At 63.0% G+C, this 13,770-nt stretch carries 12 protein-coding genes and 1 pseudogene; 5 read left to right on the forward strand and 8 right to left on the reverse strand.

Annotation, left to right across the window (positions count from 1 at the left end; genetic code table 11):
• Positions 1–960, forward strand: a complete 960-nt coding sequence (locus tag ABC969_RS12750) for a Brp/Blh family beta-carotene 15,15'-dioxygenase (RefSeq protein WP_345865396.1) — start codon at positions 1–3, stop codon at positions 958–960.
• Positions 957–2,576 carry a phytoene desaturase family protein gene (crtI, locus tag ABC969_RS12755; RefSeq protein ID WP_345865397.1) on the forward strand — a complete coding sequence of 540 codons (1,620 nt, stop codon included), beginning with the start codon at positions 957–959 and terminating at the stop codon, positions 2,574–2,576. Before ABC969_RS12750 ends, crtI begins: the two co-directional genes overlap by 4 nt.
• Here crtI and ABC969_RS12760 read toward each other — a convergent pair.
• The 3 genes and pseudogenes from ABC969_RS12760 to ABC969_RS12770 all read right to left on the reverse strand — a co-directional run bounded on the left by ABC969_RS12760 (position 2,573) and on the right by ABC969_RS12770 (position 5,085).
• On the reverse strand, positions 2,573–3,505 hold the full coding sequence (locus ABC969_RS12760) for an NAD(P)/FAD-dependent oxidoreductase (RefSeq protein WP_345865399.1): 933 nt from the start codon (positions 3,503–3,505) through the stop codon (positions 2,573–2,575). The two genes, crtI and ABC969_RS12760, sit on opposite strands and share 4 nt — an antisense overlap.
• Before the next feature lie 69 nt (positions 3,506–3,574).
• Positions 3,575–4,000: a fasciclin domain-containing protein gene (locus ABC969_RS12765; protein WP_345865401.1), complete on the reverse strand. Its 426-nt coding sequence runs from the start codon at positions 3,998–4,000 to the stop codon at positions 3,575–3,577.
• Between the two features lie 370 nt (positions 4,001–4,370).
• Positions 4,371–5,085, reverse strand: a pseudogene (locus ABC969_RS12770) (IS6 family transposase).
• Between the two features lie 4 nt (positions 5,086–5,089).
• Here ABC969_RS12770 and ABC969_RS12775 point away from each other — a divergent pair.
• Entirely contained in the window at positions 5,090–5,332 is a 243-nt protein-coding gene (locus tag ABC969_RS12775) for a DUF4334 domain-containing protein (RefSeq protein ID WP_345865459.1), read from the forward strand.
• Positions 5,333–5,703: 371 nt separating this feature from the next.
• Here ABC969_RS12775 and ABC969_RS12780 read toward each other — a convergent pair whose 3' ends face one another.
• The 3 genes from ABC969_RS12780 to ABC969_RS12790 are packed head-to-tail and all read right to left on the reverse strand — an operon-like array spanning position 5,704 to position 8,809.
• Positions 5,704–6,621, reverse strand: a complete 918-nt coding sequence (locus ABC969_RS12780; RefSeq protein WP_345865403.1) for an EthD domain-containing protein — start codon at positions 6,619–6,621, stop codon at positions 5,704–5,706.
• Positions 6,622–6,644: 23 nt separating this feature from the next.
• A complete protein-coding gene (locus tag ABC969_RS12785; RefSeq protein ID WP_345865405.1) occupies positions 6,645–7,610 on the reverse strand; it encodes an LLM class oxidoreductase in 966 nt (321 codons plus the stop codon).
• Positions 7,610–8,809, reverse strand: a complete 1,200-nt coding sequence (locus ABC969_RS12790; protein WP_345865407.1) for an MFS transporter — start codon at positions 8,807–8,809, stop codon at positions 7,610–7,612. The genes ABC969_RS12785 and ABC969_RS12790 overlap by 1 nt, the downstream gene beginning before the upstream one ends.
• Positions 8,810–8,912: 103 nt before the next feature.
• Here ABC969_RS12790 and ABC969_RS12795 point away from each other — a divergent pair, with 103 nt between their 5' ends.
• Positions 8,913–9,833, forward strand: a complete 921-nt coding sequence (locus ABC969_RS12795; RefSeq protein ID WP_345865409.1) for a LysR family transcriptional regulator — start codon at positions 8,913–8,915, stop codon at positions 9,831–9,833.
• A gap of 316 nt (positions 9,834–10,149) precedes the next feature.
• Here ABC969_RS12795 and ABC969_RS12800 read toward each other — a convergent pair whose 3' ends face one another.
• Positions 10,150–11,637, reverse strand: a complete 1,488-nt coding sequence (locus ABC969_RS12800) for a TonB-dependent receptor domain-containing protein (protein ID WP_345865410.1) — start codon at positions 11,635–11,637, stop codon at positions 10,150–10,152.
• Positions 11,638–11,731: 94 nt separating this feature from the next.
• Positions 11,732–12,454: an IS6 family transposase gene (locus tag ABC969_RS12805; RefSeq protein ID WP_345865411.1), complete on the reverse strand. Its 723-nt coding sequence runs from the start codon at positions 12,452–12,454 to the stop codon at positions 11,732–11,734.
• A 420-nt stretch (positions 12,455–12,874) separates the two neighbouring features.
• On the opposite strand from ABC969_RS12805, the gene ABC969_RS12810 reads away from it, so the two are divergent.
• Positions 12,875–13,675 carry an NF038132 family protein gene (locus tag ABC969_RS12810; protein ID WP_345865412.1) on the forward strand — a complete coding sequence of 267 codons (801 nt, stop codon included), beginning with the start codon at positions 12,875–12,877 and terminating at the stop codon, positions 13,673–13,675.
• The last annotated feature ends 95 nt before the right edge of the window (positions 13,676–13,770 follow it).

A 13,770-nucleotide genomic window follows, 5' to 3' on the forward strand; every position in this document is an offset into this window, starting at 1 on the left:
ATGGCCACGGCTCCCTACCCTGAGCTATTGGCGAAACGCCGCGTCCCTCAGGGGCGCGGCGATATCGTCTATCCGGCCTATTGGCTCGCCGCCGCAGCGCTCGGCCTGGCTACGGTGCTCGGCGTCCGGCTCGACGCGTCGGGCGCGGTAACGCTGGCGAGCATCGTGTTCATCGGCGGCGGGCTGCCGCACGGGGCTTATGACATTGCGCTGTTGCGCCGCGCCGTTACGCTCGATCGCGCTACGCTCATGCTTGCCGTCACGGGATATGCCATCATCACCCTGCTGATGGCGCTGCTGTGGATGATAGTGCCGCTGGTCGCGCTCATGCTGTTCCTCGCGGTTGCCGCGGTCCATTTCGGCGAGGACTGGCAGATGCTCGACGAGCCGCTGCTGCGCTGCGCGGCGGGCGCGGCCGTAATCGCGGCGGCGACGATCGGACACCCGGCAGAGGTTTCCACGCTGTTCACGATGATGAGCGACCCCCGGGCGTCCGTCATCGCGCAGATCATCACTGCGGCCGCGCCAGTGGCATTGCTGGTCACCGCCGCCGGCGTCTTGCTCGCGTGGCGGGACGGCAGCCGAGGCTGGGCGGCAGCCATGGCGCTATGCTTCGTTTTGCTAATCGTGCTCCCGCCGGTCTGGGGCTTTGCGCTGTTTTTCGTTTTCCTTCATTCGCCGCGCCATTTGGCGCAGACCCGCGTGGCGCTGAACGACATGTCGCTGACGCGGTGGCTCACGACCGGCGCAGCGCTGTCGCTCCTCGCGATCTTCGGTTGGCTCGCAATGCGCTGGCTTGCGCCGGCGCGTATCGATCCGCCGTTTGTGGCGCAGGCCTTTCAAATGCTGGCGTCAGTCGCTGTACCACACCTGCTGTTGTCGCGCTGGCTCCAGCGACGGCTCGACCGTGCCATCCACGCCCCGCCGATCATATTTCAAGAAAAGACAGCATGCGCATGACCCGTCGTACCGCACTCGTAATCGGCTCCGGCATCGGCGGCATTGCCTGCGCGATCCGCCTTCAGAGCCTTGGCTTCGACACCCGCATCGTCGAACAGCTCGATGACGTCGGCGGGCGGGCCTATGTCCGGCGCGCGCAGGGTTTCACCTTCGACATGGGGCCGACGGTGCTGACCGTGCCGCACTTTATCGAAGAACTTTTCACGCTCCAGCGGGATCTGGCGATGCTGGACGCGCCGGATTTTCCCCCCGCGGTGCTGGGTGACGGGCAGCGCGTGCGCTCGGGCATCAGCGGCGGCCCCAATACCAGCCGCTATCTCGATATCGTGCCGGTTCTGCCTTTTTACCGCATCTATTTCGACGACGGCAGCTTCTTCGATTATGATGCCGATCCCGCGAACGTCCGCGCGCAGATCGCGCGCCTCGCGCCCGAGGATCTCGACGGCTACGAGCGCTTCCACGAAGCGGCGCGAGCGATTTTTCAGCGCGGCTTTCTGGAGCTCGGCTACACCTATTTCGGCAGTCTCGGCTCGATGCTCGGCGTCGTTCCCGATCTGCTCAAGCTCGGCGCGGTGCAGCCGCTGTTCTCGCTGATCAGCAAATATTTCAAGAGTGACAAGATGCGGCAGGTGTTCAGCTTCGAACCGCTGCTGATCGGCGGCAATCCGCTGAAAGTGCCAGCGATCTACGCGATGATCCATTTCGTCGAAAAGACCTGGGGCGTGCATTTTGCGATGGGGGGCACCGGCGCTTTGGTCAAGGCGCTGGTGCGCAAGTTCGAGGAACTGGGTGGCACGGTACAGCTCGGCGCCCAGGTCGCGAAAATCGACGTCGAAAAAAGGGGCCGCAAGCGCGTCGCAACCGGCGTGACGCTCGCCTCGGGCGAACGACTGACGGCCGATCTGGTCGTGTCCAATGCCGATTATGCCACAACCTATCTGAAACTGGTCGACAAGGCGCACCGGCGAATCAATCGCGATGCGGTGGTCAAGTTCCGCAAGCAGAGCATGTCGCTGATGGTGATTTATTTCGGGTATGAGATGCGCGATGGCGACCCCGATCTTCGGCACCACAATATCATCCTCGGCCCACGCTACGAGGAATTGCTGACCGACATTTTCGAACGCAAGATCCTCGCCGACGATTTCTCCCAATATCTGCACATCCCGACCTTCACCGATCCGACCCTGGCACCGCCGGATCATCATGCCGCCTACACGCTGATCCCCGTGCCCAATACGCTCGGTGAGATCGACTGGGCGACGATCGGAGACGCCTTTGCCGACAAGGTGCTGCGCTTTCTGGAGGAACGCGGCTATATTCCGGATTTGGGCAAACGCTTGGTCTATCGCAGCTTCGTCACGCCCGACTATTTCGAGCAGACGCTGGGCGCTTATGCCGGCAACGGATTCGGCGTCGAACCGCGCCTGACGCAGACCGCTTTCTTCCGCCCGCACAACCGCAGCGAGGATATCACCAACCTCTATCTGGTCGGACAGGGCACCCAGCCCGGCGGCGGCACGCCCTCGGTGATGATGTCCGCGAAAATGACCGCGCGCGAGATCGCGCGCGACTTTGCGATCGACCGGCGGATCGTCGCGGGCATGCCCGGCTAAGTATGCGCGATGATTCGTTCGGCCAGTATCCGGCCCGACCGCCACGCGCTTTCCACCCGGGGGGCAAGAAGCCAGTCACCCACGGCGCCAATGCAAGTCGCGGCATTCCACAAGGCGCCATGCTGCGTGACGGTGGCACGGGCGTAGCGCCAGCGATGACCGATCCGCACGATCGGCTCGGGCAATTGCGCCGTCGCCGCATCGGCAAGCGCTGACAGCAACGCAGGAACGACAAAGCCCGCATCGTCCTCCAGATGCTCGCGCGACCATTGTGGCGTCGCCTGGAGCACCCAGGCCTCCACCCCGCCGCGCCCCGGCTTGGCGCTGTTGCGCGCGGCCCAGCTCAGAATGCCACTGTCTCTAACGATATCGGCGTCCAGCGCGATGCGCTGATCGAACGCCACCATCGCCGTCCAGCAGGGCGCGGACGGGCAGGACTGCGCCATTGCCGCCATTGCCGGATCGTGCGCGATCAGCAACGGTGCGGCCTGCTCGGCCGGAGTCGCGACAATCACCGCGTCGAACAGCGCTTCGGAAACGGGATCGAGCGCCCATGAATGACCGATCCGCCGGATCGCATCGACCGGAGCATTCCAGCGAACCGGCAGGTGCCGTGCCATCGCGCGGACCACCGCATTCATGCCGGGCGTCCCGACCCACGCATTCGCCCCGGCACTCGGCCAGGCCGTCACGACATCCGCTGTCTCCCACGCGCGCACCATCTCCGCGAAGGCCGGGTCGCGGGCGGTGAAATATTGCGCGCCATGATCGAACGCGACGTCGCCATACGCGGTCGTCGCGCGGCGTGTGGCCATACGTCCCCCCGCGCCGCGCCCCTTGTCGAACAGCGCCACCGCATGGCCCTGCAACTGCAGCGTTTCGGCACAAGAAAGGCCCGCAATACCGGCGCCGATGATGGCGATCTTCATTCGGTCTCTCTCGTCGTGCGGCAAGCGAACCAGCGGCGGTCGGTCACCGGGCCGCCGCTGGCACCTGTCTCAGGTCTTAGGCAGCAGGACCGCGTCGATGACGTGGATCACGCCATTCGAGCAGGCGATGTCTGCGGTTACGACGGTGGCGCCGTTGACCGTCACCCCGTTCGTCCCGTCGACATGGACCGTCGCGCCTCCGGCGGTTGCCGGATCGAGGACCTGTCCGGCAACGTCCGCCGCCATCACCTTGCCGGGCAGGACATGGAGCAGCAGGATCGCGGTGAGCTGCTCCTTATTCTCAGGCTTGACGAGCGTCTCGACGGTTCCCGCAGGAAGCGCGGCGAACGCATCGTCCGACGGCGCGAACACGGTGAAGGGGCCATCGCCCTTCAAGGTATCGACAAGTCCCGCCGCGGTAACGGCGGCGACGAGCGTCGAAAAGGCCCCGGCGGCAACCGCGGTATCGACGATATCGTGTACGGGATCGGTCATTTGGCTATCCTTCTGTGGTACTGCCACTGGGAGCGGATAGCGTCGCCATCCGCATGCGGCTGGCTTTGAATTTTTCCCAGCGGCGATTCTTTGGCATCGTTGCCGCGAGTGCCCAATACGGGCTTTGGGTCCCATCCGACGCAACCCGTTCTGGACTGTTGGCCGGCGAGCGACTTGCCCACGGCAGGTCAGGATCGCCGCGTACCGAACTGGCGGCAGCAAAACCTCGAACCGCGCGGTTCCGCGCGCAGTTGGGGCCATAGTCTGAAGAGAGAATTTGCGCTGCCTACTGGCGGAGTAGATGGCGGTGCTGTCAGTCTAATGCGAACCGCTCTCCACACGATGGATGTCGCTCTTTGACCACGAATCCCTAGCTCGCGATCATGCTCCACTCAACCAGTGCGGCTGAGCGGCGTTCCTTGTAAGTCTGGCGATCGACGAGATGGCGTTCGAGATTGAAGTGATTGTGGACGTTGGCATGCACGCTGGCAAACTTCTGTAACGTCTTCATCCGCCTGAACCTGAGCATCGCTCGCTCTCGTCGTCGGAACGGCAGGTGGCTGTTCTCTACCCGGTTATTGGCCCAGCGTCCGACCTCCTGCTTCTCGGCATTACCGAGCTCTTTCATCGCTGCACGATAGGAGCGCAAACCGTCGGTGGTGATCGCCTCCGGGCTGCCATGCCGCTTCAGCGCCTTCTTCATGAAGGTGAGCGCAGCCGCCTTGTCTCGGGTCCTGGTAATGTAGCTTTCGAGGATCTCGCCTTTGTGATCCACCGCTCGCCAGAGGTAGACCATCTCCCCATTCAGCTTCACGTACATCTCGTCCAGATGCCAGCGCCAGTGACGAAAGCCGCGCATCCGTGACACACGTTGGCGGCGAATCACCTGCGAACATCGGCCCGAACCTGTTCCACCACATCCGCACCGTCTCATGGCAAATGTCGATGCCGCGTTCGAACAGCAGGTCCTCAACGTTGCGCAGCGATAGCGGGAAACGGACATACATCATCACCACCAGCCGGATCACCTCCGGAGATGAATTGAAATAGCGAAAGGGGCTAGCAGGCTTACGGGGACGGGGCATGCCGATGCCTTACCCCACACCGCCTAACGACCCGTGCATTTGGTCTGACAGAGCCACAGCGCGACTACGTCAGGTTTCGTCCCGCGGCATGTCTACGGCAGCCATGGTGTACGATCGGCAGCCAATCATCGATTTTTTCCGTGCGGTCTCCCCGGGCGTCGTGCTGGGCCTGATGGATTTTCGCGGCCACGCTGCGCTGTTCTTCACGTTGAGAAGGGTGGACGACCCCGAGCCTTTGAAAGACTAAGCCACCGTATCGAGAGGGTGTAGCCTTGGGGCGCGCAGCACTGATGCGATCTAATATTCGCGCCCCCGCGACCGGCTAGCATTGGGCGCCCCGGCGGCGTACGCCGCCGTCGATTTGGTGAGCGTTGCGTCGGTAATTCGCGTTCCTTCTGCTACGACCATAAGACGACATTCAGCTCTCCTGCCCGCCTCCCGTAACCGGACACTTGTTATTTCGCTGAAGCCGCCTGTTTAGGAGCCGTGCGCAATTGCCTAAGGACAGCGCAACGCTCGACCATCACGAAAAGATTGCCGCTCGGACGGTCGTTACGTCGCACTACGCTGCTGATCCTGGATTACATGGACCAGCAGAATACCTGCCGTCCGTCGAAATCATGGCATCTTTCCTTCCTGCATCAGCTGGCGCACCTCGCTTGCGAGCTGGTTGTTGGCGCCGAGCCGCTCGATCAGTTGCGCCGGGCGACTGCCGCGCAGCCCTGCGGTGGTAAGCTGCTTATTGCGGACATAGGTGTAGACGCCGCTGACCGCGAACGCCGAGGCATACGCAATATGGCGCTTCTGTCCTTCCTGCGTGGCGCGGAACGTCTCGGAGTCGAAGAAGGCGCGGCGCGTCAGTGGCATTTCGAAGGCGAGCTCGATCACTGCGATCAGCGTGCGTTCGGCTGGGACGAGATGATCGACATTGGGGGCCGGCGGCGCAGGGTTCGCATTGTCGTAACTGTCCGGGAGGTGGAGGCGCAGCTTCAGTACCGCCGGGTCCGCCGCGAGCGTCTCGGCAAAGCCGGTCATAAATTCGCCGAACGCCGCCGCATCGTCGCCCCTCGCGCCGAAATGGATGTGCAGGCGATCGAGCCCGTCGTCACCGTTGGGAATCGGATCCGCCAGGCGATCGACCAGGGTGCGCGATCCGGTCGGGAGCGCATAGGCGACGGTGGCGGCGAACATATTCTGTTCGTCGGCGAATAGGATATGGCTCGCCGCGTTGAACACGTCCTGATCGGCCTGCGAGGCGAAGCCGATCTCGACTCCGCCGTCGAGTTCATACTCGACGAACGGCGCGATTCCGTCGATCGCGGGCCAGAGATGCGCGTCCTGCTCGCGATTCAGATGGTTCTGCACGTACCAGCCGAGCCCGGGAATGCGCGCACACAGCGGGCCATGCACATCGCGCCAATAGGTCGCGAACACCTCGTGCGGCACGCGCGGGCGGCGCAACACGGTGGTGTAGCTGTTGATCGCGATGCTCGCGTCGCGATCGGCATAATCGGTGGTGATCGAAACTTCGCTCATGGTGGTTCCTTCGAGACCGACGATCAACGCGCGTCGGTGGGGAAATGGGGCAGGACGTGGGTGGCGAGTTCGTCGGCGACTTCCGCGAACGGGCGGCGTAGCGGCTTCGGATTGAGCGCGACGTGATTGACGCCCTCGTCGCACTGGCGCTTCCACAGCTCGATTAGCGCGTCGCGGCCGCTGCGCATCCCGCCGCCGCCATATGAGAGCGGCGCATGTGGATCCGCCAACAGGTCGAACATCGCGCCATAGCCATAGGGCTTGAACGGCCCACCCGCGGTCACCTCGCGCCATTTGGCCAGCATTTCGGGCAAGCGTCGGGCGTCGCTGAGATGCCAGATCCAGCCGTCGGTATTCTCGCCGAGCCAGTCGAGCGTCTGCCCGGCGCGGCCGATCGCCAGCACCGGCAGTCGCGGCCCGACCGGCTTGGGGACCATGTCGATCGTCCCGTCCAGCGTACCGTAATGCGTCGAGACATGCCGCGGAAACGACTGTTCGGTTGCGGCGCGGATCACCGCGATCGCCTCGCGATACCGTTCCGCGCGGGTGGCGAGATCGCTCCCGAACGCGGCGAATTCCGATGGCCGGTCGCCGGTCGACAGGCCGAGCAGCAAGCGCCCGCCAAGCAGATGGTCGACGCTCGCCGCCTGCTTGGCGACGATCAGCGGATCGCGCAGCGGCAGGACGATCCCCGCCGTGCCGATTGCGACCCGCTTGGTCTGCGCGGCAAGGAAGCCGGCATAGACCAGCGGATCGAGCACTTGCCCGACATCGCCGAAGTTCGGATCGTAGAATGGCACGTCGCGCAGCCAGATGGCAGCGAAATCGAGCGCATCGACCGTCTGGGCCAACGTCGCATGGTCCGCCAGCGTCGGCCAGGGCGCATCGGGATAGGCTTCGAGCGGCGCGATGAAGCCCAAGGTCAGCCGGCCGGGCTGAAACACGCGGGCATAAGCGGGATGCTGGGCCAGGTCCGACGCGATCTGCATCAGGCGCTCCCAGCCTTGAGCCGAGCAACCAGCGGCGCGACGATCGCGGCGAGGATGGCGATCGCTGCGGCGACATAGCCGACATTGGCCAGGCCGAGATGCAGGATTACCGACCCGCCGATGATCGCGCCGAGGCCGATCCCGGCATTCGCCATCGACACGTTGAGCGTGCCGGCCAGCGCCTGGGCGTGGCTCGCGGATTGCATCACGCGCACCTGGCAGATCGGGTAGAGCGCGGTGTTGGCGATGCCCCACACGGCGAGCGCTACGGCCAACCACCCATGCGAGCCGGCAACCAGTGTCGTCGCCGCCATGCCCGCCGCCAACACCAAAGCGGTAATCGCAGTGACCATCAGCGGGCCGCGCGCGACGAACTGCCCGCCCAGCCAGTTGCCGGCCAAGCCGACGATCCCGAACCCCATCAGCCACCAGCCGACCTGCCCGGCCGGAATGCCGGCGATCTGCTCGAGCGTGTCCGCCAAATAGGTATAGGCAGTGAACATCGCGGTGAACACGATCACCGAGAGGACGACGTTGCCGAGGAAATACGGGTCCTTGAGGATACGCGCCTGTTCGGCGAGCTTCACGCGCGCCGGCCTCGCCAGCGTCGGCATGACGACCAGCAGCAGCACCGCCATCAGCAGCGACAGGCCGGACAGGCCCCAGAAGGTGCCGCGCCAGCCGAACGCGGTCGAGGCGAGCGTGCCGAGCGGAATGCCCAGCACCATCGCGCCGGAAATACCGAGATAGACGTTGGCGACCGCCTTGCCCGCTTTCTCGGGACCGGCGAGCTCGCCGGCGGTCTCGCTCGCCGTGCCCCAGAATACCGGCAGCGCCAGCGCCGGCAGGAAGCGCGCGAAGCCGAGAATCCAGATGTCGGGCGCGGCGGCGGCGAGCGCGTTGGCGCCGGCAAAGATCAGCAGGATCACGACGAACAGCCGCTTGCGCTCGAAATGCGAGAGCATCGCGGTGAGGAACGGCCCGGCCAGCATAACGGTGAAGGCGAACAGCGTGACGAGTTGCCCGGCGGTCGAGATCGAGATGCCCAAGTCGCGCGCCAGGCTCGGTAACAATCCGACGATAATGAATTCGGTCGTGACGATCACGAAGGCGGATATCGCCAGCAGCAGCACTGCGAGGCCGTGCCCTGCGGACGCGGTGCCGGGGGTGTCGGCGGGAACAGGACGGGCGAGGGACATGGGCAAACTCCGGTTAGCCAGCCTCCCTACGCGCGACAGAAAGGCGCGTCCTGCGGCATTAATTCCTGTATGGCGCGACTATAATTCCACAATGAGTAGCGCCATGATCCCGTCCGAACGCCTCAAGGGCATCGAAGCCTTCGTTACCACGGCCGATGCCGGCAGCTTCACTGCCGCCGGCGCACGCCTCAACCTGACCAATTCCGCCGTAAGCAAGAGTGTCGCGCGGCTTGAGGCGCGGCTCGGCAGCCGGCTGTTCGAGCGCACGACCCGCCGTCTGACGCTGACCGATGTCGGCGCGGCGTTTTACGAGACCTGCGTTCGCGTGCTGGGCGATCTCGCCGATGCCGAGGCAGTGCTGGCGGCGCACCGCTCGGAGATCGTCGGGCGGCTGAAGGTCGATGTGCCGGTTGCGTTCGGGCGGATGCAGGCGATGCCGCTGCTGCTCGCCTTCGCCGAGCGCTATCCCAATCTGCGGCCGAGCATCACCTTCACCGACCGAAAGGTCGATATCGTCGAGCAGGGCATCGATATCGCGATCCGCATCGGCGCGGTCGACCGAGGGGTGGACACGGGCGCCGACAATCTTGGCCATCGTCACCTCGGCAACGAACGGGTGATCTTCTGCGCGGCCCCCGCCTATCTCGACCGCCGTGGCACCCCAGGCTCGGCCGACGATCTCGCGAAGTTCGACTGCATCCTTTACGGCCGTGCCGACGGCAGCACGATCGCCTGGCGCTTCGCCGATGGCGCCAGCCGGGTCGAGGAACGCACGCTGGAGCCGCGCATCGTGCTGGGCAGTGCGGAAGCGCAGGTCGGCGCGGTCAAGGCCCGCTTCGGCATCGCCCAACTAGCGACCTGGCTGATCAAGGACGAGCTCCAGCGCGGCGCGCTGGTCGAGATCCTTCCCACGCTGGCGACCGCGGGCCTCCCGCTGCACCTCGTCTGGCCACGCAGCCGGCAGCTCAGCCCGAAGGTGAACGCATTGCTCGAAGCTCTGACAAGTGGCCTGCGGATCGATTGACCGCATTGTCATATGCGTGGTCGCATGGTGCCATTGAGGATCTATTCGACAGGTTCGCAGCAGTTAAGACCCACATGCGGTCATCCAGCGGCATCCCAACGCCTCCCAAAAGCAGACGCCCATTCATTTGAAACTAACGGCCGTCATAGAAGTACGAAATGCATATTGGGTTGCGAGCGTTCGCCCGTCGTTCAGTGAGCCCAAGCATTCACCGTCGAAGAACGGGAGATGGCCAGTTAGCGCTGGGCGGTCCGGCCTTGCGAAGAGCCTACTTCGAATTGCCGGCCACTGGAGTGTCCAGCGGCCGGCCGCGCCATCAGAACCGCATCGTCGCGCCGAACAGGATCGTGCGACCGCTGACCGTGTTGGTCATCATACGCTTGGCATCCTTGTCGGCATATTGGACGATCGGTTCGTCGCCGATGTTGATCGCCTCCAGCGTCAGCTGCAGTTGCGGCGTGACGTTGACATAGGCCGAGGCATCGAAGTTGGTCGTGCCCTTGATATATTCGCCGATATTGCCGTTGCCGCCGCTGCCCCAGCGATATTTGCTGCGCATCGCCGCCGAGCCGCGCACCCCCCATCGGCCGGTGTCGTAGTAGATCGTGGCGTTGGTCGATACTTTCGACAGGTTGGTCAGCGGCAGGTTCACCGCGGTCCCGGAAAACAATACGTCGGTGTTGCCATCGGCCAGCGTCAGGTTGCCGAGCACGCCGAGGCCGTCGAACGGCGCAGGGAGAAAATCGAAGTCGCGCTTGGCGGCGACCTCGATTCCCTTGATCGAGGCCCCCGGCCCGTTCACCGGCCGGGTATAGTTAAACAGGATCGCCGGATCCTGGCCTGGCAGCAGCAGGGATACGGGGAAGCCGGTAGTGTTGTACGGGACCGGCGTCGTCTCGGTGGTGATGAAGGATTTCATTTTCTTGTGGAACACGCCAATCGCCAGCGATCCGCGCTTGCCGTCATAATATTCGAGCGATCCCTCGACCGAATCCGCGATGAACGGCGCAAGGTCGGGATTGCCCGCGCTGATCGTGCCACCGAAGGCGGCGACGTTGATCGTTGCGGCCGCGCGCATGTCGTTGAGCGCGGCGCGATTGACGTTGCGGTTGGCGCTGACGCGCAGCACCAGCGACCGATTCAGATCGAATGCAAGGTTCGCGGCGGGCAGGAAACCGTCATAGCTGTTGGTGATATCGACCGGCGTCAGCGTCGTGCCAGTCAGCGCCGTTCCCGACGAATTGAGCGACGTGTGATAATAATGCAGCCCGAGATTGGCGCGCACGCCGACTTCCCCCAGCCGGGTGTTGAGATCATATTGCACATAAGCGGCAACGGTCTTTTCGCGCACTTCGTAATCGGCACCCGCGATTGCATTGCTTGCATTTACCGTGCCGCTGATGCCCAGTGCACGATAAGTGCCGTCGATATCGGCGATGATATAGGGCGTGCGGCTGCTGTACGGGATCACGCGGGTCGGCACCACCGGCAGGCCGGTCTTGCCGTCATAGTTGAACTGCGCGCGGCGCTGCAGCCCGCCATTCTCGAAATGCTTGTAGCTGGCGCCCGCCTTGAGCGTCGAGCCCTCGGCGACGCGCCAGGCAAGCTCGCCCTTGGCATTGTAGAATTCGCTGTCGATGCCGTCGTCGCGCGATTCGGCGCCCTGCACGGTCCATTGCGCGGGATCGGCCGGATTGAAGCCGTACGTGTTGGTCGGGTTGTCGCCGTTCAGCCCGGAAAAGCTGTAGCTCTTGCCCACCGCTTCCAGAGGTGCTGTCAGTCTAATGCGAACCGCTCTCCACACGATGCATTTCGCCATTTGAGCAAGACCACTGGTGCTGTCAGTCTAATGCGAACCGCTCTCCACACGATGGATGTCGCTCTTTGACCACGAATCCCTAGCTCGCGATCATGCTCCACTCAACCAGTGCGGCTGAGCGGCGTTCCTTGTAAGTCTGGCGATCGACGAGATGGCGTTCGAGATTGAAGTGATTGTGGACGTTGGCATGCACGCTGGCAAACTTCTGTAACGTCTTCATCCGCCTGAACCTGAGCATCGCTCGCTCTCGTCGTCGGAACGGCAGGTGGCTGTTCTCTACCCGGTTGTTGGCCCAGCGTCCGACCTCCTGCTTCTCGGCATTACCGAGCTCTTTCATCGCTGCACGATAGGAGCGCAAACCGTCGGTGGTGATCGCCTCCGGGCTGCCATGCCGCTTCAGCGCCTTCTTCATGAAGGTAAGTGCCGCATCCTTGTCGCGCGTCTTGGTGATGTAGCTCTCAAGAATCTCACCCTCGTGATCGACCGCTCGCCAGAGATAGACCATCTCGCCATTTAGCTTCACGTACATCTCGTCCAGGTGCCAGCGCCAGTGACGAAAGCCCCGCATCCGCGAGACGCGCTGCCGGCGGATGTCGCCGGCGAACATCGGCCCGAACCTGTTCCACCACATACGCACCGTCTCATGGCAGATGTCGATTCCGCGCTCGAACAGCAGGTCCTCCACGTTGCGCAGCGAGAGCGGAAATCGCACGTACATCATCACCACCAGGCGGATCACCTCTGGCGACGAGTTGAATCGACGGAACGGGCTCGGTGGAAGCGCCCTTGATTTTCGGCTCATCAATGCCCGCTAGCAGCGGCCCGCTGCCGCTGCCACATTGGTCTGACGAAGCCGGCTGGCGGGCTTGCGGGGACGGATCATGCCGACGCCCTGCCCCACAACGCCCAACTATCGGTGCATTTGGTCTGACAGAGCTGATCGCGCCTCTCAGATCAATGGGTCGTGCCCCTAATCGAGATTAATCGCAGCACGGGATCGCTCGCTAGATACGGTATTTATCATATTTTGTGTTTGTAAGAATCGCCTAGCTTTCAGTATTTCAATATATTCACGGTTAAGATACGGTTAACCGGACTCGAACAGGGGTCGCTCACATGATGATGACGCAATATTTTAGAAAGCCGAGATAGGCCTACGTTATGTCATGAACCAGCTCGACTCGAGATATGCTTGCGCCGATCATTGGCTTTGGGGGAAACTATGAAAAACATTGCCTTTTCTGCGCTTATGGCAGCAGGTTGCTTGTACAGCGGTCAAGCATCTGCGGATACTTGCATCGGAACTTGCGGATCCGGTAGCCCAAATGGTGTAGTCACTTCTCCGCCAGCTTTTGGTCCCGGCTATCAATATATCTCGACGGTCGGCGGCTTATCCGGCGCGGGGCAAATACCCGGCGTTGCAGGTGGAACGATCGGGTCAGAGTTTCTCACCAGCGTTTTCACAGCAACAACCGGGGATTCACTTAACTTTTATTTTAATTATGTCACAAGCGATGGAAGCGGAAGCTTTACCGATTATGCTTTTGCAGAGTTACTAAATAACGGAATTCATGCGGCATGGTTGTTCACCGGTCGTACGACGCCGAGCGGCAATACCAGCCCGGGCTTTGGCCTACCCGCCAATGACTCTGTACTTACGCCAGCCACAACGGCCATAGTGAGTGGCGCCCCTGTTTGGTCCCAATTGGGCGGGTCAAGCGGCAGCTGCTACGCCGCTGGTTGCGGCTACACTGGTTGGATCGGTTCTCAGTACACGCTCGCAGGGGCGGGGGCCTATCAGCTACGTTTCGGCGTTACTAACGTGGGAGACACCGCATACCAGTCTGGTCTTGCCTTTGCCGGGGTGACAATCAACAACGTGCCGGTTGGCGCGGTGCCGGAGCCGGCTACCTGGGCAATGATGCTTCTCGGGTTCGGTTTGGTCGGCGGCGTTATGCGTCGCAAGATCCGCCAGTCGGAGATTAACTTCACGGCTAGGGTCCGTGCGCTTTCTGAACTCTAAGCGACAGCGGAGTCGCATCTCAGTGCCGTCGGTCGAAAGGCCGGCGGCATTGAGGTCGTTCCGCTAACCTAGGCGGTGTATCACGAAATTGCGTT

Source organism: Sphingomonas qilianensis, from assembly GCF_039614825.1.
In the GTDB taxonomy this organism is placed as follows: Bacteria; Pseudomonadota; Alphaproteobacteria; order Sphingomonadales; family Sphingomonadaceae; genus Sphingomonas; species Sphingomonas qilianensis.

Bases quoted from the DNA above. Each gene is read 5' to 3' on its own strand.
- ABC969_RS12750 (WP_345865396.1), top strand. From the start codon at position 1: ATGGCCACGGCTCCCTACCCTGAGCTATTGGCGAAACGCCGCGTCCCT.
- crtI (WP_345865397.1), top strand. From the start codon at position 957: ATGACCCGTCGTACCGCACTCGTAATCGGCTCCGGCATCGGCGGCATT.
- ABC969_RS12760 (WP_345865399.1), bottom strand. From the start codon at position 3,505: ATGAAGATCGCCATCATCGGCGCCGGTATTGCGGGCCTTTCTTGTGCC.
- ABC969_RS12765 (WP_345865401.1), bottom strand. From the start codon at position 4,000: ATGACCGATCCCGTACACGATATCGTCGATACCGCGGTTGCCGCCGGG.
- ABC969_RS12775 (WP_345865459.1), top strand. From the start codon at position 5,090: ATGCCTTACCCCACACCGCCTAACGACCCGTGCATTTGGTCTGACAGA.
- ABC969_RS12780 (WP_345865403.1), bottom strand. From the start codon at position 6,621: ATGAGCGAAGTTTCGATCACCACCGATTATGCCGATCGCGACGCGAGC.
- ABC969_RS12785 (WP_345865405.1), bottom strand. From the start codon at position 7,610: ATGCAGATCGCGTCGGACCTGGCCCAGCATCCCGCTTATGCCCGCGTG.
- ABC969_RS12790 (WP_345865407.1), bottom strand. From the start codon at position 8,809: ATGTCCCTCGCCCGTCCTGTTCCCGCCGACACCCCCGGCACCGCGTCC.
- ABC969_RS12795 (WP_345865409.1), top strand. From the start codon at position 8,913: ATGATCCCGTCCGAACGCCTCAAGGGCATCGAAGCCTTCGTTACCACG.
- ABC969_RS12805 (WP_345865411.1), bottom strand. From the start codon at position 12,454: ATGAGCCGAAAATCAAGGGCGCTTCCACCGAGCCCGTTCCGTCGATTC.
- ABC969_RS12810 (WP_345865412.1), top strand. From the start codon at position 12,875: ATGAAAAACATTGCCTTTTCTGCGCTTATGGCAGCAGGTTGCTTGTAC.